Here is a 19,423-nt window from a genome sequence, read left to right on the forward strand (position 1 = left end):
TTGTTAGTAGTGAGGACTTTAGTCCTCATAAAAAAGCACTAACTACGAACATAGATTTGTTAGTAGTGAGGACTTTAGTCCTCATAAAAAAGCACTAACTACGAACATAAATTTGTTAGTAGTGAGGACTTTAGTCCTCATAAAAAAGCACTAACTACGAACATAAATTTGTTAGTAGTGAGGACTTTAGTCCTCATTGAAAAGCGCTAAAGCGCTAACTACGAACATAAATTTGTTAGTAGTGAGGACTTTAGTCCTCATTGAAAAGCGCTAAAGCGCTAACTACGAACATAAATTTGTTAGTAGTGAGGACTTTAGTCCTCATGAAAAAGCGCTAACTACGAACATAAATTTGTTAATAGTGAGGACTTTAGTCCTCATTGAAAAGCGCTAAAGCGCTAACTACGAACATAAATTTGTTAGTAGTGAGGACTTTAGTCCTCATGGAAAAGCGCTAACTAAGAACTAGAAAAAAGTTCTTGAAAAGCGCTACGGCGTTGCTGGGGCGACTCAGGAGTTAAATAACTCCATAAACTTTCCCAATAGAAGAAAGATACCCCACTAAAATTACGCGATCGCACAGCTTCTACTTGTAGTTTAATATTGTCGATCGCTACCGGACGTTGAATTGTGCCACTAGAGATCCCGATCGCTACAGGAATCTTACTACGCGCTGACTGTACTGGTGGTTGTCCTAACTCAGGAATGAAACTATTGAGATCGTCGCGATAAACTTGTAAGACTAATTCATCGATGAAACCTTGCTGTACCCAAGTTTGCCAATCTTGCAAATAGTTATTATAAGCAAAGCCATAAGGATTAGGAGAAACGGAAACAATTAAATCCGGTTTAACCGTTTTTATAGCTTGATAAATATCTTGCATAAACTTAGTGATTTTTCCCGCACGCCAGCGCATCCATTCGGGATCTTGAGGATTATCAGGAGGACTTTTTCCCTGGTGTTCTTGTTGGTAAAGCTGAATTGTGTAGGAGTCATAACCAAACTCGACTGGTAAACCAAAATGATCGTCTAGTTGAATTCCATCTACGTCATAAGCAATAACTACTTCTAAAATTAACTCGCGCAGAAATTTTTGTACTTCGGGATGAAATGGGTTTAACCAAAGATTATTAATTGACAATCCGGCGCGTACTGATTCCAGAAATTTTTGTGAGGAAGTTTGGAGATTAGAGGGAGGAGAATTAGCTACTTCTACTTCCTCTGGGACTTCCTCAACTATTTCACTGCGATCTTTAGTTTTCGTAATCCAATCAGGATGTAACTTAGCCAAGGGAGAATTAACTGGCGCGAGAAAACCATATTCAAACCAAGGAATAACGCGCAAACCTTGGCGATGTCCCTGCTTAACCATCAAAGCTAGAATATCTTTTCCTGGATGAGTTAATTCTAGTAACGATTCTTGGTTTCTACCTGTAACTCGTTGGGCGACGCGACTAGGATAAAAAGTGTGTCCGCGATTCCAAGCGACCGGATAGATCGTATTAAAGTTTAGTTGGTGGAGTTGTTGCAGGGCGCGGTTGATTCCCCAAGGAGAAAATAATACGCCGCTAGCCACATTGGTAATCCAAACGCCGCGAATTTCCGCAGGATGGCGATTTACCTGCGGTTGGACGATCGCAGCCGACGGAAAAAGCAACGCGGCGATCGCTATTCCCACTACTACCCAGTAAAAAAACTTTCTGCGATCGGCTAAATTTGATTTTTCAACCCGGAAAGCTTTTTTCATCGCAACTTCATAATTAGTTTTCAAGTTTACTTAAAAATTCCTTATCCTACTAAATTTTAATTTTCAATTTTTAATTATTGATTTGACTGTAACCAGAGATAGAAATTGTGCCTAACCTGTGAAATGCTTTCATCCAGGACTCTTTCCTAACTCTAGGCTAGTTCCCCAAATAACTTTTTCTTCTTCCCACCAAGACTGTCACAATCTGGAATTTCGGCAAACGAGTAGGTAGAATAGGCTGTTAATTAGCCGATCCTTAATGTATAATTTTCATAAATTTCCTGCCTGTGACCTAGATCGCAGTAATTTTTTTGCTTTACATTTACCTTATAGAAAGGAGACCTAATGACAATCGCGTTTTTGTACGTTAATTGGCTGGCTAGCTGGCAGAGACAGTTGAGTAACGCTCCTTAATGCAGGTTAGATTAGGTTAGGCAAGTCTTTTGAAAGTGGCACCGATTTAGTATAATAATTAAATTTCGGACTTTTTCTGGTTCTAATTCGAGAAAAGACTATTCACCCCAAAGATATATTTTTGGAGTCGAAAGCCTTGACTAGATAAAACAAAAGCAAAGATGAGTAAAAATCAACTAGCAGCAGTTTTCAATCTTGCTGAGAAAAAAAATATATTAATTGATAAAAGCCAATTAGTCAACACCGTCGTGCCGGGGAAATAGTTATGTACAGTTCCACACAGATAGTAATCGATAACTGCACGAAAAGCCTACAAGCGGGCTACCTCAATACCTACGATAACTTGAAGCCTGAATATGCGGATTTGATTGGGGAAGTCGCTGAGATAACTTTGGGGAAAATTGCTCAGAGTGATGCACCTTATCATGATGTTGAACATACAGTTTTGGTGGCGCTAGCGGGACAAGAAATTTTGCGGGGAAAGCAACGACGCGAGGCAAGTGTTTCCTGTGAAGATTGGTTCCACTGTATTGCGGCTTTGCTTTGTCATGATATTGGTTATGTTAGAGGAGTTTGTCGCCAAGATGAACCGAAAAAAAGATTGTATGTTACAGGTAGAGATGAAGAAAAAATTTTTCTACCTCTGAGTGCGACTGATGCGAGTTTAACTGCTTGTCACGTCGATAGAGGCAAGTTATTCGTAGAAGAAAATTTGGCAGGTCATCGACTGATTAATATTCCTAAACTGAAACATAATATTGAGTTAACTCGCTTTCCTGTACCTACTAGCGAGGAGCATCAAGATACAGTAAATTATGCTGGTTTGGCTCGTGCGGCGGATTTAATTGGTCAATTGGCAGATCCTCGCTATTTGGACAAAATGCCTGCTTTATTTCAAGAGTTTGTGGAAACTGGTGCTGATAAATGTTTAGGTTATAAAAATCCCAGCGATTTGCGGGCTGGATATCCAAATTTTTTCTGGAATGTGGTTTATCGTTATATTAAAGATGGGTTGGAACATTTGCAGGAGACTCGCGAAGGTAGACAAATTTTAGCTGATTTGTATGGCAATGTTCTGATCGTGGAAAGGGAACAGGTTTTACGCGATCGCGATTTACCTTTAGGTGCTTTTCATCCTCAACTAAAAAAGCTTTTACAACAAAAAAAACCTCGACAAGTTAGTAGTAATAATAGTGAAAATATCCAGTTTACTGAGTTTGAACAAGAGGCTTTGTCTCTGTTACAAAAATGTTTTGCTTAATTGGCTGAAATTCATTGACATTTATTTTCTGGTTTGGTAAGATTTACCTGGTGGAAAAGGTGCGCGCTAAAAAAAAGGGTTAAAAAAGAATTGCTAGGATCTCGCGCTAAGTCTGGTTTGCGTCTCAGAAAAATCTAGACAAGTTTCTAATTAACCTTGATATTTTCCGCATCTAGCTAACAAATCCTCACGGGATAACTGTAAAATCAAACGGGTATGCTCTTGGGGAGGTAATGCTAACAAAGCATCAACTATTTGTAAAATCGACTCGTCACGAAAACCAAAACGAACTTGTAACAAGTTTTCAATTACTAAACGTTGTCCTTGTAAGCTTCCTTGTAAGCTTCCTTGTTGAATACCTTGTTGAATACCTTGTTGAACACCTTGTTGAATTCCTTCGTTAAGGGTAGCTTCACGCCACTGAAGGTAAGCTGGTGATAAATTCATAAGTTAGTCGCGATCGCCAGAAAATCTAGCTAACAAATCCTCACGGGATAACTGTAAAATCAAACGGGTATACTCTTGGGGAGGTAATGCTAACAAAGCATCAACTATTTGTAAAATCGACTCGTCACGAAAACCAAAACGAACTTGTAACAAGTTTTCAATTACTAAACGTTGTCCTTGTAAGCTTCCTTGTTGAATTCCTTGTTGAACACCTTGTTGAATTCCTTGTTGAACACCTTGTTGAATACCTTGTTGAACACCTTGTTGAATTCCTTCGTTAAGGGTAGCTTCACGCCACTGAAGGTAAGCTGGTGATAAATTCATAATTAACTCCCGATCTTCATCAGTTAAATTTTCCCTCATTTGTAAATTAATACGCCAGTTAGCAATAAGTTCCAGAGTATTGACACGCAATAAATTTGCTTTCGGTAAGGCAATTAACTCACTAATTGCTTGTTGCTGAGTCGTACCTTTTCCCAGAATTCTCAGCCATAAGGTTTCTGGTACAGTTGGTAACTGGTTAATCGCGACTACTGCTGTCTTGAGTGCCTCAGCGAGGAAGTACACTCCTCGACACCAGTTTTCTAGTTCTAGTTTAGCGCCAAAAGTCTCAATTAGGTTACTAGAAGCTGAAGTAGCTAAAATCCAAAGCCGGGGTAATTCGGTTTCGCTGAGAGTGCGATTTTCCCGTCTAGCTTGGCGCTGAAATTCGCTTTGTAGTTGCAAAAGCTTCAGCAAACAACTACGAATTTCGGTTTGGCTGGGTTGGTTGCGGAAAGGTTCGAGTAAACAAGGAAAAGATGCGAGTCTACCGAGTAAACCCAGAGTTTGAGGTTCGGCTGTTGGGGTAGCGGAGGGCGCAAAATAAAGGTCAATTTGGCGTACTTCTCCTGGTACTTCTTTGCTAATTTCTACTGTACCTAGGGAAGCGAGCAGTTCGGTTAAATATTGTTTCGCAAATTGGTCATGGGGTTGTCTGGTCATCGGCTTTTAATTTTAAGAATAATTCAAATTAACTGGGGAGAGAATCGAGCATAAATGTCAGGCTTTTGACTGCAATAACTGCAACTAAAGTACCAAAAGTAAGCACAGTTAAAGGACGCAAACTATTTAAAAATAATTGTAAGCGTTGCTGTAATTCATCTTCATAGTATGCGGCTAATCTTTCCATTGCTAGATCGAGATTACCTGTTTCTTCACCAGTGCGAATAATTTGGATTGCAGGGGGCGGTATTTTACCTGTCAAACTTTGAGTGAAAGATTGTCCAGAGAGGATTTTTTTAGCAGCTATAGAGAGATTTTTTCTGGCGATCGGATCGGGTATTTTAGTGCGAACTAATTCGATTGCGGTTAAAATTGGTACACCGCAGTGTAAGGGGAGGTGTAATTGTCCGAGAAAAATTAGCGATCGCGCTTCAACTATTTTACCAACGAGCGGTAATTCGATCGTGAGTTGCTGAGAATTTGCTGTTTGGAAGCGAGACGCAAGAAAACTTACTCCTAACAACACCAAACCCAGACTAATACTGCGTAACCAAAATTCTGGTTTGACTAAACCTGAAGGAGTTGCATTTAAGATCGCAGCGATCGCGGTTAGCAGACTCCACAATGCCGCGATCGCGTATAATCTAATTGAACGATAAAGCTTTTCTCTTTGGATCTGTTTTTCAGTAGCTTCGGCGATCGATTCGCAAATTTCTGCTAGAGAACTACCCCATTCAGATAATCTAATTAAACTAATAGTCCAACTATCGAGAAAACGATTATTTTTCGCTAATGCTGAAGCTAAATCTTGACCTTTTGCTACATTTATGCTAGCACTTTGTAAGTAACTTTTAAAAGCTGGAGAAGCTTTATTTCCTGCTAAAGTTAAACTTTGCTGTACGCTTAGCCCCGACTTGAGTAAATTAGCTAATTGAGAGAAAAATTGTGCTTTTTGTTTACAGTTCATTGTTCTTTATTAGTTAACAGTCAAGGAAAACTAATCAACATCAACAACCACACCTCGACTTTCATTAGCTAAACTATCTACAGTAGCAACTGCATAAGTTCCTGGTGAAACATTAATCGTTGTAGTTAACGGAGTAAGAATTTTATCCAGCTTCCAAATATCGCCTTGTAATTGATAAATTGTCCAAGCACGAATTGCCGTGTTTGTTGGCGGTTTCCAAGTAATTTTTCCGTTAGTAGGGGTTACTTCTACGGGTTGTTTGGGTGGTATATCATCAATCCAGCGCATCACCGGAACTAATGCTAAATCTTGGTAAATTTCTGTTTGGAAATAATTAACTACATTGAGACGATTTTGGCTAAATACGCGCATAGAATAGAAAATATTTCCTAAAGCTTGTTGCGGTGCAAGTTTGCGAGTAAGTTCGATTTGTTGCTTAAATTCTTCGAGAGTGTAGCCTCTACCACCTAACTCTTGAGGTCCTAATCTTTCGATTGCATTACCGGGGTAAATATGACGCTGTTTGAGGTTACGATCTAACCACCAATTAAGCAAAACTGGATAACTTTGGGCGTATTGATCGATACGCCAATATAATTGCGGTGTAAGATAATCTAGCCAACCTTGTTCGAGCCATTTTTTCGGGTCAGCATAAACTGTATCATATTGATCTAAACCTTGAATTTGGGGCGGTTGTCCGGGACGATAAATCCCAAAAGGACTAATCCCAAATTTCACATAAGATTTAGTTGCGTGAATGCCGTTGTAGAGACGCTGAATAATTTGATTAATGTTATCTCTGCGCCAGTCAGCTAAACTAAGAGTACCGCCGGAATTTTGATATGCAGCATAGGTTTTATTGTCAGGAAAAGTTTCTCCTTCTTTAGGATAAGGATAGAAATAATCGTCGATGTGAACGCCATCAATATCGTAGCGACGAACTACATCAATAATCACATTATAAGTTAAATCTTGAACTACTTTTGCACCTGGGTCCATCCACAAATCAGATCCGTATTGATAGACATATTCCGGGTGAGTAATAGCAATGTGGGGGCTAACATTTGGCGAACGTTCTCCTGATAATTTAGCACGGTAAAGATTGAACCAAGCATGAAATTCAAGATTGCGTTTGTGTGCTTCGGCGATCGCGAACTCTAAGGGGTCGTAAAATGGTTCTGGTGGTTTACCTTGGGTACCTGTCAGCCATTCACTCCAAGGTTCTAAACCAGAGGTATAAAAAGCATCCCCCGAAGGACGTATTTGTAAGACGATCGCATTAAATTTCAAAGCCGCGATCGTGTCTAAAATATTAATTAATTCTCTTTTTTGTTCGTCAACTGATAATAATCTACCACTAGGCCAATCGTAGTTCCAAGCAGTCGTTACCCAAACACCACGAAACTCGCGTCGATGACTGACATTAACTGTTTTTTCGCGACGAACGATGTATTCTGATGCTACAGGTGGAACTTTGCCTTGATGAAACAAAGTTTGATAGATAAAAGCCGCTACATCAGCGCGAGTTGCTGCATCTTGAGGACGTAATTTATTGAGATGAGGATAATTTACGACGATATCTGCGTCAGTGGCGATCGCTATGCGATCTTTCGCCCAAACCGGAATTGCTTCCGCATCTTGATATAATTTTGGTAACGCCGATCTCGCATCATTAAGATAATTTGTGGTAATTTTTAAACCCGCAACCAAGGAAACTAACACTTCGGTGCGGGTAATATTAGCGTAAGGGAAAAAACGATTACCTGGATAACCAGAAAGAAAGCCTGTTTCGTAAGCTTTTTTAATTACTTCGGCTGCCCAAAATTGCGGACGCACATCGATAAATTGCACGTATTGTCGTATTGTCGGTTTAGGAAAAGCCTTAACTAAAATAGCAGCAAATTCCGAACGACTCATAGCTCGATCTGGGCGAAAAGTACCGTTAGGAAAGCCGCTAACAATACCTCTTTTGGCTAAACCTTCAATAAAGGGTTTAGCCCAATGAGTTTGAATATCGGGAAAAGTAGTTTGCGAAGTTACCATCTTTCACTGATATATTTTCTTGAATTGTATGCCAATATTCACCCAATTTTGGATAGTATTCCTAATTTTGCCCAAATAGCCGCTTCTATTTTCTGCCTCATCCTCTTCAGCCGATAGTTAAATTCGATCGCAGTCAAATTTTAAGCGATCGCCCACAATACCAAAGGTAGAGTGAGGAAACTCAATACTGTCGAAACTACCACAGTTTTTGCTACTCGGGGAGCATCGCCACCAAATTCTGTCACCAAAACTACTGTATTTACTGCCGTGGGCATGGCACTTTGAAGGACTAACACTTGTAAATCTAAGTCAGCTAATCCTAACATTAAACCCACAGCATAGGCGATCGCGGGCGAAATTAGCAAGCGCATCGCTGCGGCAAAAGCTTCATATATCCCTACTTTAAAGCTAGTTTGTGCTAGTTGTAATCCCAAAATTAGCAATCCGAGGGGAATCGAAGCCCTACCTAACATTTCCACCGCGCGATCGATATTTTCTGGTAACGCAATTGGCAATAAACGCAGTAATAAACCTACAAGGATCGCCCAAAATAAAGGGATTTTCAAAGTTAAGCGTAACCGAGAAATAATTCCACCACCTGCCAATAATGCTGGACCTGAGGCAAATGTAAAAACTGAAGCTATAATTAAGTAAATTATCGCTCTTTCTAGTCCCGGCGTGCCGAAAGCAAAGTCATTCACAGGTAAACCAAGATTACCTGTATTCGGAAATAATGTCGTCGCAATTAAACTTTTTTGTACTATTGGCGGTAAGCGCAAAATCTTGCTTAGTCCCCACGTCAATAGAAACAACACTAAAGTAGTAATTGTATAGCCAATGACTAAATTAGTCGTGCTTTCGCTTGATAAATTTGTTCGGTAGAGACTGCCTGCAATTAAAGCTGGTGACAGAATATAAATTACCAGTTGCGAAAGACTTTGTTTTTCTAAGGAGAGGGTTTTACCTGCGATTAAACCAATGATGATGATTAATCCAACTGGAATAAGGGCTTCAAAAACAACTGTCATTAGTTCTATTTTTGACGAGTATGGATATTAAACCTTTACTTCTCTTAACAATTTTTGCGATTTTCCTCACTAACGCATAAGTATTTTATTTTGTCAATGGAAATTATCGCTTAATTTTGGTAAAATATCAGCGATCGCCCTTTTGGGTCGCCAATCGCTATCAGTTGTTAGCAAACCTTAAAAAATAAGCTCCTAAATTGCAATTTATCGATATATTTAAGTCTATTGGATGATGTCATCACCAGGAACTCAACCCAAAGTTGAATTAGAAAAAGTAGTTGAGCGCATTTTCTTGTTTCGTCAAATCACTCATCTGGATCGTCAATTATTGAAAACGGCGCTATTATCAAAAAATTCATTTACCCCGAAAGATCGAATGTTGATTAAAAAAGTTGTTGATGGGGTAAGAGAAGGAAAAATTCTTGTTGCAGATTCATAGAGAAAATCAATAAATGCACTCACTAACAAATTAATCTTTACCAAGCAATAGCTAATCCATCAGCGCGAGGTTCCGAAGCCGCAATCAAAACATCTTTTTGCCGCCAAATTATTTGACCTCGACCAAACATTTCTCTAGTCTTAGTTAGGGTCACATTATGACCTTTATCTCTTAATCCGTGGGCGATAAATTCCGGTACATTTGCTTCTAAAAGAACTTGTTTGTCAGCTATAAATCGCCATCGGGGAGCATCTAAAGCTCCTTGGGGATTTAAATTGTAATCGGCGAGATTAACAACTACCTGTAAATGTCCTTGAGGTTGCATTTGTCCTCCCATTACACCAAAAGTAGCAAGAGGTTCATTTTCTTGGGTGATAAATCCGGGAATAATTGTGTGAAAAGGACGTTTTTCTGGTGCAAGTTGATTGGGATGTTCTGGTTCTAATGTAAAGCCAGAAGCGCGATTTTGCAAAGCAATTCCTGTCCCTGGAATGAGAATTCCACTACCAAAACCATCGTAATTTGATTGAATTAAAGAAACCATCAAGTTTTCATCAGCAGCACAAAGATAAACTGTTCCTCCTTTAAAAATACCAGGTTCGGCAACAGAAATGGCTTGTTCTTGGATTAATTTTTGGCGTTTATTTGCATAACTTTTAGCTAATAATTCCTCGCAAGTGACATTCATAAACTTAGGATCGGCAACATAGTTATTCACATCAGCAAAAGCCAGTTTCATGGCTTCAATTTGCTGATGATAACTCTCTACCGATTCGCGAGAATGTTTATTGATGTTAAAGTTTTCTAAGATATTAAGTGCCATCAAAGTGGCAATTCCTTGAGTATTTGGAGGAATCTCCCAAACTCGTAAATGACGATATTGAGTTGAGATAGGATTTACCCAATCTGCTTGATGATTTGCTAAGTCAGATTTGGCGATCAAACCATTAGTATTAGCCGCAAAGTTAGCAATTTTTTCCGCAATTTCCCCACTGTAAAAAGATTCACCACCCGAAAACGCGATCGCCCGCAGTGTCTCAGCATGAATTATACTACCCCAAATTTCTCCAGCTTGCGGGGCGCGATCGCCGGGAAAAAATACCTCTTTAAACTGCTGAAATTCTCGCCCAGTTAAAGGCAAGTATACCTTTTCTGCTTGCTTCCAAGCCATAGCTGTCACAGGCGAAACTGGAAACCCTTCCTCAGCATAACGAATCGCAGGCGCAAACAACTCCTCAAAAGGTAACTTTCCCCAACGTTGCCACAAACTGCGCCAAGCCGACACCGCACCTGGTATTGTTACCGTAAGCCAACCAGTACGCGGCACGCTGCATAAATTACTGTATTTGTCAAGAGTCATTGCGGCGGGACTTTTTCCCGAAGCATTCAAACCGTGAAGATTTCCATCCCAAACCAAAGCAAAAGCATCCGCACCGATACCATTAGAAGTAGGCTCAACCACAGTTAACGCGATCGCCGTAGCCACAGCCGCATCAACCGCATTTCCCCCCCGCCAAAACATCTCCATACCTGCTAAACTAGCCAGAGGTTGAGAAGTAGCCACCGCCCCACGTTTACCGAGAATTACTCTTCGTTGAGAAGCATAAGGATAGTCAGTTAAATTCATTTTTTTAGTTAAATAACTTCCTTCTATTAAACTACAAATTTACCAATTTATTTGCCTAAATTACTTTTCCACTACAATTAATGTAGAGACGTTGCATGCAACGTCTGGTACAAGATGAATATAAAGAAAATAACTGTTAATTTTATTGCTATAATGAGAGCAGCAATATAAATGGAAGCAAGTAATGACAAAGATTAATATAGCAAAGGAAGCCGCTTTATCCAAAAATTTAGAGATTGTAGAAGAATTGCTCGAAAAAGATAACTTATTCAAAAATTTAAACAAAAATGAATTAAGGAAAATATTTACTCAAACTTTAGATGAAGTATCTCCAGAAGAAATTATTTCTCTCGATAACGAAGATTTGAGAACAAGAGTTGATAGAATAATGGCAATTGAATTATTATCGGGAATGTTAGATGATTTGACTCCAGAGGAAATAGAAATCTTTGATGCTGCGGTAAAAGGAAAATAAATATCTATTTTATTTGTATAGTTAAACACTATAACTCAATTTAAAGTTAGCACTAGGAGGAAATTATGGAAAAAACTACTGTCGAAAAAGAATTAGCTTTATCTCGAATTTTGCAAATTGTTGAACAAATAATGGAAAGCGATCCTTGGTTTCAGGAAAGACTAAAGAAAAACGAAATTATGCAAGTAATGAATAGCTTGTTTAATAGTGTTTCTCCAGAGGAAACACTCAAAATAGATTTAGAAGATTTAACTAAGAAAATTAGTAAGATTATGACTTTAGAAGCAACCGCAGGAACTTTAAATGAATTAAGTTCAGAACAAATAGAAATCTTCGATGCTTTCGTAGAAGGAAAATAGCTGTTAATTTTATTGCTATAATGATAAGAGCTACATAAATAGGAGGAATTTATGACAAAAATTACTGTAGAGAAAGAAGTAGTCTTATCCAGACTCTTGGAAATTGTCGAAAAATTAATGCAAAGCGATCCCTTTCTTCAGGAAAGAATAGATAAGACAAAACTAAGCCAAATTTTAGCTCAAGCTTTAGATAAAGTATCGCTTGAAGAACTGATTTATTTGTCAGAAAAAGAACTTATAAAAATAGTTAATAAAATTATGGTAAGACAAGCTGTATCTGGAACATTAAATGAGTTAGATCGAGAGCAAAAAGAAATTTTTGAAGTAATTGTAGAAGGAAAATAGTTATTAAAATGAGTTACTTGCTCGATACGAATGAATATAGTAACAGCTATTTTAAAACAAAATGAAAAAATCAACCAAAAATTAACTGAAGTAGATTTAGCTAGAAACGAATTATTTATCAGTTGTATCACTTACTATGAAATAAAAAGGGGGCTGATAGCTGTCAATGCTACTAGACAACTAGCCAATTTTGAGAAACTTTGTACAACGCTGACAATTTTGTTTTTAGACGACTTAAGAATTGTTGAGAAAGCAGCCGAAATTTATGCTAATTTGAAAACAAAAGGAAGCATAATTCAAGATGCTGATATTTTCATTGCAGCGACAGCAATAACACGCGATTTGACTTTAGTTTCTCACGACACAGATTTAGCGAGAGTGAAGGAAGTTAAATTAGCAAATTGGTTGCAAAATGAGTGAACTACAAAAGCTGCAAAAACTTTTGTAGTCTTAGGTTTTAAGTAAAATTAACTTGGATAGCTAAATCATTGTAGTCGCGATCGCCACCATTCGGCAAATCTTCAAAACCAAACGTATTCTCCCCCTCCAGACGGATGTGGTCGAAGCCATCTTGGTTTATACCAACAAAAGGAAAATACACTTGAGGATCGTTACTAGCATCATTATCCAGCAACTCATCTAACCTACCATTCGCAATAATAAAAGGTGCAAGTAAATCTCCACCCTCCAACTCCGCTTCCACAGTTGTCGTTTGTTGATTACCCACACTCAAATCGACACCCGCTACAACATTATCTAACGCCGCCGCCAAGTAAGCTTCTGGGGTAATATTAGCATCATTAGGATTAATCTCTCCAATATTTCCTTCCAAACTATCAATGCGGTAAAAGCCGACAAAATTATCAAAAGCCGCTTCTCTGTTTACCACAAAATCGACACTTTGTAAACCAGTTATATCCCGTAAATCGATAAATTCCTGCTCAATTTTTGCTACTTCAGTTGTTTCAGTTAACGGAGTTTCTTCTGTGTCTGGGGAAGTTACCGAATCGTCATTTCCCGGAGAAATTTCGCCGCTATCGATTGTCACACTACCATCAACTAAAGTAGCCGGAATCACACCTTCATTAATTCTACTTTGCTGAGTATCCAACTCTTCAACCAAATCCAAAGTCGTACTACCAGTAGCCGCATCATCGGGAACTTGGAAATTCAGCTTAAAAAGTTCACCCGCACCACTTGTGAGACTAGAAACATTAAAAGCACTAAGAATAATTTGACCCGATGAATCGTCAACATTAGGAACAAAAGTAAAGTTATCCAATAAATCGCCTAGTTGGACATCTTCGTTAGTAATGTCGAGTAAATCAGTGTCATAAGTAAGGACGAGATCGATAGCTTCGATATCCGTTGCATCATCAATTGTAATTGGAACCGTAAAGCTTTCTCCAGGGAGAACATTTAATTGATTCGGAAGAGTAATTATTGCCATTTTTTTGTTTTAGTTTGTAGAGGAATTAGGATTAAATTGATGTAGAGGAAACCCCTCCCCAACCCTCCTCTTACCAAGGGGAGGGTGCGCGCAGCGCGGGTGGGGTTATCTACTGGATGCTTGTCAGATGTCAGTATTTGCTTAGTCCTGGAAATCAGACTGGAGTTAAAACCCCAGACGAATGTGGCTTAGTGATGAGTTAATAACTCACCGTAGAGAATTAGTGTTTTACTAAGCGGATATATTGCTTAGGAGTTCCTACTGAATACTTAACAATCCTGTGTAGTGTTCCATCGCCTAAAGTAAGACCATCACCATCTAAATCACCATCAAAATCGCTACCCCAATGAGATTCTGATAAGTAAATGAAACCATTTTCAACTTTTTCAACTACAGCGACATGACCAGCAGACCCAGACAACCATTGAGCAACATCACCTGGTTGAGGCGTTTCATTATTACCTAAAATTCTTGCACCATTACGCAAAACGTTTCCCCACTGGTTTGCATTAGGATAGCCATACATAATGTCATCTGGTGTATAGCCTAATTCTTTTAACCGACCATAGGCATACCAAGTACAGTTACCTTCCTGACCAAAGTTGTTAGTACCTAGTAAAGAAGAACCATAGCCGTACTTAGCATAGCCATTTCCTGCTTGCATATAAAAATCTGGGCGTTCTTGGAAGTATTGCGAACCCTGAACTGTCAAAAGTGGAGTACCTTCTCCTCCTCCTCCTCCTCCTCCGGTTGCTACCTTCTCCCAGGACAAATCAAACTCAGCATCACCACCATGTTCATAGTAGTAGAAATGAACATCATAGCGACCTGCGGGTAAAGTAGCTTTGTACTCTTGGTGCGAACCATAAACTTGTTGCCAATTATCGGTAGGAGTGATGTCATGCCATTCATTTGTGTTAGTTTTCTTCGCACGAAGATAGAAACCATCATCACCACGAACTCGGAAGTTATATTCGCTACCATCAAAGTCCGCTTGAGTATGAGCTACTATCGCAAAATCATCATCCGGTAAACGATGTCCTTCTCCTCGGACTGCACCATATTCATAATCAAAAACGATGCCTTTTTTCCCATCGCTGCGAGTATTAGAACCCAGATTTAAGGTAGCAATTCCGTTCGCGTAATCGATAAAAGAATCAACTGGTGGCTGATTTCCTTGGCTATCATCCCAATGGAAAAGAACACTATACCATTCATTATTAGTATTAACTGGTTCTCCAGGAATATTAGGTTCATTCAAACCAAAACTAAGTGCCGCAAGTCCTCCATTTTCAAAGTAGTCAATAGTGACAGGATAAACGCGATCGTCTGTATTTATGTAGCCAGTATTATGAAGAAATGGTTGGGGTTGCCACTTATTAACAACTGTAGTGTCGCCGACTTTGACGCGCACACCATCATCAGCTTGAGTGTGAACTTGATACAATTGGTCGCTCAAATCGCGACGGCTAGAAATCCGCGCGGAAAAGTTATCCACAGGAATTACGTCATCAGGAGAACCATTACCCCAATTACGAGAAAATTGGTTAGTAGAGCCTAAGTTTTGCACATAAAGCGGATGTCCATATAGTTCTTTATTTGGGAAATATTCAGCTTTCCAGTTACCAGCCGGAATATGCAAATTACTATCTTCATACACCCGAAGATTAGCGAAGAAACTTTCGGCTGTGGGGTTAGCTACATCCTCGTCGTTAATGAAAAATAGGTGGTTCATGTCACCTGTATAAAATTCTCCCACGGGAATCCGATAATGTTTCCATTCACCGATGGTATCCTCATAATCAAGGAAGTCTTTAATCAGAAATTGAGAGGAAATATCATTTCCGTAAAGAGCGAAATTGCGTTCTTCGGTATTAACTAAATCGTCGTCGAAACCAATTCCATGACCTTCTCCTTCTACGGTACTCTTGAAATCAAATTCTAAGATTGTATTTCCTGTAACTGTGTAAGGAAAATCGATCGCTTTCCAAGTATTTCCTTTCAGATGTAAGGTATCGCCGTTGTCTTCTACTTGGGCAATAATCGGTTGCGTATCTTGAGGTCCGTTAATCCCGTAGGACTTAATTTGATAGTCTTTGAAATCTAGACTGGGTAAGCTTTTATCTTCGTAAAGTTTGACGTTACTGAAGAAACTTTCGGCGGTAGGATTATCTACGTCATGGTCGTTAATAAAGGTGAGGTAATTTATTTCACCAGTTTCGCCACTAAAGAAACGTCCGATGGGAATTTCGTAGTGTTTGTATTCGCCGATAAATACTGAACCATTTACCATATCAGCATAGTCGTGGAAAGCAATTTGCTCGGTGTTATAAAGTGCCTCGGTTTGAGTACCGTAAAGTGAGAAATATTGCTGGAAATTATCTGGATCATTGGGATCGTTTTGTAAGTCAACATCTATCCCAATACTGTGAGCTTCTCCAGGAGAATCTGTTTTGAAATCGAAGGCTAAAACTGTATCCGGGGTAATTGTGTAAGGAAGCTCAATTGCTTTCCAAGTATTACCAGCAAGATGTAAAGTTGAGCCGTGGTCTTCGATATTAACTAAAGTGGGATTAATATCTTGCTTTTCGTTGATTCCGTAGGAAAGAATTGGACCGTAATCATTGAAATTGAAGGGAATAGTTAACCCATCTGGGACGGAAACTGTGTCTGGGGCTTCGGTTAATTCGATATCAACGACTGCGATAACTCCTCCTTCATAAAATTGGAAAGTGAAGTCATAAAATCCTGATTCTTCGACATTGAAATAATGCGTTGTTGTGGGGAATGCCAGATTACGAGTTCGCCAATCTGCACCAAGATTAATTATCTCATCTGTATCGGGATTTCTGAGGAAGAAACGAGTACCATTATCTGAGTTGATGGTAACTTTATAGACTTTATTTGCATCAAAGTAATTACTCGTCCAAGCTTCCATTGCAAAATGCTCAGGATCTACATTCGGATGAGGAGCATCATAGCCTAAATCGAGATTGAGACTGATGCTATCTGGCTTACTTTGACGATAAACTGCTGTCGCTGCGGGGTTGCTAAAATCGTAGTTGCGGTAGTCGTCATCGGTTTCTGGGGTGAGGTTGATGAAGCTAGCATTCCAGTCTTGATTGACAATTTCAGGAATTTCTGGTTGTCGGATAGCGATCGCTTCACGCGCAACGATCGCCGCGTCCATACTAGAGATTGTACCATCCCCAGTCACGTCGCCAATTACGACCGGATCGGTAAGCGGATAAGCATCGAAACCAGTATCTAACCGGGCTGCAACTCGCGCAATAAATGAAGCATCTAAGCTAGTATAAGCCCCGTTACCCGTAGCATCTCCGAGATAGCCGACTTGGTGAATTGCGCTATCCCCAACCGCGTCAATTTTACCTTCGTTGAGGGTAACTGAAGAAATCGAAATTACCTGCGAAGCCAAATCGGGAGCAAAAGTTGGTACGATCGCCTCTAGAAACAGTAATTCTAAATCTTTCCCTGACAAAGCTTTTGTCCCGGATAACGACAATTGTACCTGTCCTGGCGTATCCAAGTTAATCTCAATGTCCCAATCCGCAGGCACATCTGCTGCTAAACTAGCACCAGTAATATCGAGAAAATCGGGATTATAACTCAATTCTAAGTCGATACTCGTGACTTTTTTCCCATTATCGATGCTAATCGGTAATCCTAAACTACCATTGGGAACTTCGACAAACTGGCGATCGCCGCGCGTAAAGTCTGGTAAACTGAGAATCCGAGCCTTATTTTTGTCGATGGTAAAGGTTTGCGTGTAATCTCCACCCGGAAGATTATCGCGATCGCCATCTAAAAGTTCGCCTTCAAGATCGATAAAACCATCAATCCGACTATCAAGAGTTACCGTATAAGTATCGGGGGCTAAAATATCTCCAGTTTTGACAAAAGTAATCGTTTTCCTGTCAGCATCGTAAACTAAAGAACCATTGACAGCACCAGTTTTGTTTCCTACCAAAGTTAAATCTGGTAAGTCATCACTCAAATCTTGTCCGTCATAAAGATTCAGTTGACTCAAATCCAACTCGCGATTAAATTTAATCTCAAAACCACTCGGATTAGTCGCAAAATCGACAACTCGGAAACTAGCAGGAATCACCTCAAAGCTACCGTCTGTAAGCGTGGGAATGAAACTTTCATTCAACGCTGCACTGACAAGATCGAGAGTTGAGATATTATTAAGAACAGCATCTTCAGCTACTTGAAACTCTATTTCTACAATGCTACCAGTACCATTTATGAGCGGTTGAGTCGTAAATAAACTCAGTCTGAGTTCCCCATTTTCCTCATTAATATTCTCAAAGACACTCCAATTGGGATTTAAACTACCGACGCTAACTTCGTTAACATCTAAAAGATCCGTATCGAAGTTGAGTAAAATATCGGCTGCTTGCACTCCTGCACCGTTTTCTAAGTTAATCGCAACCGAGAAAGTTTCCCCCGCAGTTGCAGCCAAATTTTGGTCGATACTAAGACTAGCGTCAGATAAATCATTCGCTGCTAAATTTACTGCAAAATTATCACCTAAAAGTGGGTCATTTTCCACAGCAACCGCAGCGTATTTCGACTCGTCTAAATCATAATTTTCTGTCGCAAAATCCGACAAATCTGCAAAATTTGCACTGCTACCGACTCCTGAATAACTTTCATTAACTAACGATGGTGTGAGGAGATCGGAGGTATCTCCAGTAGGGTTAAAATCTGCTGAATTTAAAGGATTATTGCTTGATTCTGGTAGATCTTCGGCAAACATATTGGACACCTGGTTTGGGTTAGTAAACTCTTACATAAGCGCTTAATACCAACTATTTCCCTCTCCTAAATTTTCGGAAAAAGTTGGGTAAGAAACTTGGGAAGACAGCAAAAATTAGTTCCCAAACTAAATTGGGAATTTGCTTTTACGAACCTTCCTATAGTGGTTTTGGTGCCAATTCGCCGTTTTTATGCACAAACTCAAATTTTGTAACAAAAGTTTAGATTTTGTCAGGAATAAACTGCTATCCGAAAAATAGCAGGTACAGAAGATCGCATCCCAGCCAAAGTTACACCTCTCGACTGATGAAAATCAGGCAAATCAGCAGAAAAATGTAACTGAAATTACAGACATTTGGGAGAAACTTATGGCATTAGGTTCTTATAGACGCGGAATCGGCGTATTTTCTAATCGTCGAGATGTAGAATTAGCGATTAACGAACTGAAAGATATTGGTTTCTCGATGAATCAAATTTCTGTCGTCGCTAAAGATGTAGATGATAAAGATTCAATTAGAGGAACGGATGTTAACAAACCCCAAGGTAACGAAGCCAAAGAAGGTGCAGAAATTGGTTCAGTAACGGGAACCGCATTAGGAATGGCTGGCGGTTTGTTAGCAGGTTTGGGAACTTTAGCAATTCCCGGTATTGGTCCAGTAGTAGCCGCAGGTACAATTGGAACTACTTTAGCCACAACCTTAGCAGGTGGTGGAATTGGGGCAGTTTCCGGCGGTTTAGTGGGTGCATTAGCAGGTTTAGGAATACCCAGCGATCGCGCGCAAGTTTATAGCGATCGCCTTGCGAGTGGCGATTATTTAATAATTGTTGAAGGTAGAAGCGATGAAATTGCCCGCGCAGAAATGGTACTTTTAAATAATCGCGGTATTGAAGAATGGGGTGTCTACGACGCTAACCGAGATGAAGCCGTGCGTCACTAGTTTCTATCTGGTAATTTTTCTATTTCGGCAACGTGGTTTCATACTCAAGAAAAATGGGATTATCACCTCTCCCCCAACCCCTATCCTGGTAGGAGAGGGGAGCCTTTTGATAATTA

General features: G+C 39.6%; 16 protein-coding genes. 7 read left to right on the forward strand and 9 right to left on the reverse strand.

Annotated features, from left to right (window positions below; all coding sequences use genetic code 11):
* Positions 1 to 458: 458 nt before the first annotated feature.
* Positions 459 to 1,748: a glycoside hydrolase family 10 protein gene (locus tag G3T18_RS07775; RefSeq protein ID WP_224409977.1), complete on the reverse strand. Its 1,290-nt coding sequence runs from the start codon at positions 1,746 to 1,748 to the stop codon at positions 459 to 461.
* 679 nt (positions 1,749 to 2,427) lie between these two features.
* Here G3T18_RS07775 and G3T18_RS07780 point away from each other — a divergent pair.
* The gene (locus G3T18_RS07780; RefSeq protein WP_318013940.1) at positions 2,428 to 3,423 is read left to right on the forward strand and encodes an Npun_R2479 family HD domain-containing metalloprotein; all 996 of its coding nucleotides are present in this window, start codon (positions 2,428 to 2,430) and stop codon (positions 3,421 to 3,423) included.
* 150 nt (positions 3,424 to 3,573) lie between these two features.
* On the opposite strand, the gene G3T18_RS07785 is transcribed toward G3T18_RS07780, so the two are convergent.
* The 5 genes from G3T18_RS07785 to G3T18_RS07805 form a co-directional block, all read right to left on the reverse strand.
* Positions 3,574 to 3,870, reverse strand: coding sequence for a hypothetical protein (locus G3T18_RS07785; RefSeq protein WP_224409978.1), 297 nt, complete (start codon positions 3,868 to 3,870; stop codon positions 3,574 to 3,576).
* 3 nt (positions 3,871 to 3,873) lie between these two features.
* The gene (locus G3T18_RS07790) at positions 3,874 to 4,854 is read right to left on the reverse strand and encodes a hypothetical protein (RefSeq protein ID WP_224409979.1); all 981 of its coding nucleotides are present in this window, start codon (positions 4,852 to 4,854) and stop codon (positions 3,874 to 3,876) included.
* A 28-nt stretch (positions 4,855 to 4,882) separates the two neighbouring features.
* On the reverse strand, positions 4,883 to 5,821 hold the full coding sequence (locus tag G3T18_RS07795; RefSeq protein ID WP_224409980.1) for a type II secretion system F family protein: 939 nt from the start codon (positions 5,819 to 5,821) through the stop codon (positions 4,883 to 4,885).
* 30 nt (positions 5,822 to 5,851) lie between these two features.
* Entirely contained in the window at positions 5,852 to 7,864 is a 2,013-nt protein-coding gene (locus G3T18_RS07800) for a glycoside hydrolase family 10 protein (protein WP_224409981.1), read from the reverse strand.
* A gap of 140 nt (positions 7,865 to 8,004) precedes the next feature.
* Positions 8,005 to 8,892 carry an AEC family transporter gene (locus G3T18_RS07805; RefSeq protein ID WP_224409982.1) on the reverse strand — a complete coding sequence of 296 codons (888 nt, stop codon included), beginning with the start codon at positions 8,890 to 8,892 and terminating at the stop codon, positions 8,005 to 8,007.
* Between the two features lie 229 nt (positions 8,893 to 9,121).
* Here G3T18_RS07805 and G3T18_RS07810 point away from each other — a divergent pair, with 229 nt between their 5' ends.
* Complete coding sequence (locus G3T18_RS07810; protein ID WP_224409983.1) at positions 9,122 to 9,331, forward strand: hypothetical protein; 210 nt, start codon at positions 9,122 to 9,124, stop codon at positions 9,329 to 9,331.
* A 37-nt stretch (positions 9,332 to 9,368) separates the two neighbouring features.
* On the opposite strand, the gene G3T18_RS07815 is transcribed toward G3T18_RS07810, so the two are convergent.
* On the reverse strand, positions 9,369 to 10,958 hold the full coding sequence (locus tag G3T18_RS07815) for a gamma-glutamyltransferase family protein (protein WP_224409984.1): 1,590 nt from the start codon (positions 10,956 to 10,958) through the stop codon (positions 9,369 to 9,371).
* A gap of 184 nt (positions 10,959 to 11,142) precedes the next feature.
* On the opposite strand from G3T18_RS07815, the gene G3T18_RS07820 reads away from it, so the two are divergent.
* The 4 genes from G3T18_RS07820 to G3T18_RS07835 all read left to right on the forward strand — a co-directional run bounded on the left by G3T18_RS07820 (position 11,143) and on the right by G3T18_RS07835 (position 12,557).
* Positions 11,143 to 11,433, forward strand: coding sequence for a hypothetical protein (locus G3T18_RS07820; RefSeq protein WP_224409985.1), 291 nt, complete (start codon positions 11,143 to 11,145; stop codon positions 11,431 to 11,433).
* A 65-nt stretch (positions 11,434 to 11,498) separates the two neighbouring features.
* Positions 11,499 to 11,792: a hypothetical protein gene (locus G3T18_RS07825; protein ID WP_224409986.1), complete on the forward strand. Its 294-nt coding sequence runs from the start codon at positions 11,499 to 11,501 to the stop codon at positions 11,790 to 11,792.
* 51 nt (positions 11,793 to 11,843) lie between these two features.
* Positions 11,844 to 12,137: a hypothetical protein gene (locus G3T18_RS07830; protein ID WP_224409987.1), complete on the forward strand. Its 294-nt coding sequence runs from the start codon at positions 11,844 to 11,846 to the stop codon at positions 12,135 to 12,137.
* A gap of 30 nt (positions 12,138 to 12,167) precedes the next feature.
* Positions 12,168 to 12,557 (forward strand): PIN domain-containing protein, encoded by a 390-nt coding sequence (locus tag G3T18_RS07835; RefSeq protein ID WP_224409988.1) that lies wholly within the window; start codon positions 12,168 to 12,170, stop codon positions 12,555 to 12,557.
* Positions 12,558 to 12,594: 37 nt separating this feature from the next.
* Here G3T18_RS07835 and G3T18_RS07840 read toward each other — a convergent pair whose 3' ends face one another.
* Positions 12,595 to 13,587, reverse strand: coding sequence for a DUF4114 domain-containing protein (locus tag G3T18_RS07840; RefSeq protein WP_224409989.1), 993 nt, complete (start codon positions 13,585 to 13,587; stop codon positions 12,595 to 12,597).
* Positions 13,588 to 13,807: 220 nt separating this feature from the next.
* Entirely contained in the window at positions 13,808 to 18,370 is a 4,563-nt protein-coding gene (locus G3T18_RS07845) for a cohesin domain-containing protein (protein WP_224409990.1), read from the reverse strand.
* A 367-nt stretch (positions 18,371 to 18,737) separates the two neighbouring features.
* Here G3T18_RS07845 and G3T18_RS07850 point away from each other — a divergent pair, with 367 nt between their 5' ends.
* The gene (locus G3T18_RS07850) at positions 18,738 to 19,307 is read left to right on the forward strand and encodes a general stress protein (RefSeq protein ID WP_224409991.1); all 570 of its coding nucleotides are present in this window, start codon (positions 18,738 to 18,740) and stop codon (positions 19,305 to 19,307) included.
* Positions 19,308 to 19,423 lie beyond the last annotated feature (116 nt).

Source organism: Oscillatoria salina IIICB1 (assembly GCF_020144665.1).
Classification (GTDB): domain Bacteria; phylum Cyanobacteriota; class Cyanobacteriia; order Cyanobacteriales; family SIO1D9; genus IIICB1.

Excerpts from the sequence above, each read along its gene's own strand:
- G3T18_RS07775 (WP_224409977.1), bottom strand. The coding sequence starts at position 1,748 with ATGAAAAAAGCTTTCCGGGTTGAAAAATCAAATTTAGCCGATCGCAGA.
- G3T18_RS07780 (WP_318013940.1), top strand. The coding sequence starts at position 2,428 with ATGTACAGTTCCACACAGATAGTAATCGATAACTGCACGAAAAGCCTA.
- G3T18_RS07785 (WP_224409978.1), bottom strand. The coding sequence starts at position 3,870 with ATGAATTTATCACCAGCTTACCTTCAGTGGCGTGAAGCTACCCTTAAC.
- G3T18_RS07790 (WP_224409979.1), bottom strand. The coding sequence starts at position 4,854 with ATGACCAGACAACCCCATGACCAATTTGCGAAACAATATTTAACCGAA.
- G3T18_RS07795 (WP_224409980.1), bottom strand. The coding sequence starts at position 5,821 with ATGAACTGTAAACAAAAAGCACAATTTTTCTCTCAATTAGCTAATTTA.
- G3T18_RS07800 (WP_224409981.1), bottom strand. The coding sequence starts at position 7,864 with ATGGTAACTTCGCAAACTACTTTTCCCGATATTCAAACTCATTGGGCT.
- G3T18_RS07805 (WP_224409982.1), bottom strand. The coding sequence starts at position 8,892 with ATGACAGTTGTTTTTGAAGCCCTTATTCCAGTTGGATTAATCATCATC.
- G3T18_RS07810 (WP_224409983.1), top strand. The coding sequence starts at position 9,122 with ATGATGTCATCACCAGGAACTCAACCCAAAGTTGAATTAGAAAAAGTA.
- G3T18_RS07815 (WP_224409984.1), bottom strand. The coding sequence starts at position 10,958 with ATGAATTTAACTGACTATCCTTATGCTTCTCAACGAAGAGTAATTCTC.
- G3T18_RS07820 (WP_224409985.1), top strand. The coding sequence starts at position 11,143 with ATGACAAAGATTAATATAGCAAAGGAAGCCGCTTTATCCAAAAATTTA.
- G3T18_RS07825 (WP_224409986.1), top strand. The coding sequence starts at position 11,499 with ATGGAAAAAACTACTGTCGAAAAAGAATTAGCTTTATCTCGAATTTTG.
- G3T18_RS07830 (WP_224409987.1), top strand. The coding sequence starts at position 11,844 with ATGACAAAAATTACTGTAGAGAAAGAAGTAGTCTTATCCAGACTCTTG.
- G3T18_RS07835 (WP_224409988.1), top strand. The coding sequence starts at position 12,168 with ATGAATATAGTAACAGCTATTTTAAAACAAAATGAAAAAATCAACCAA.
- G3T18_RS07840 (WP_224409989.1), bottom strand. The coding sequence starts at position 13,587 with ATGGCAATAATTACTCTTCCGAATCAATTAAATGTTCTCCCTGGAGAA.
- G3T18_RS07845 (WP_224409990.1), bottom strand. The coding sequence starts at position 18,370 with ATGTTTGCCGAAGATCTACCAGAATCAAGCAATAATCCTTTAAATTCA.
- G3T18_RS07850 (WP_224409991.1), top strand. The coding sequence starts at position 18,738 with ATGGCATTAGGTTCTTATAGACGCGGAATCGGCGTATTTTCTAATCGT.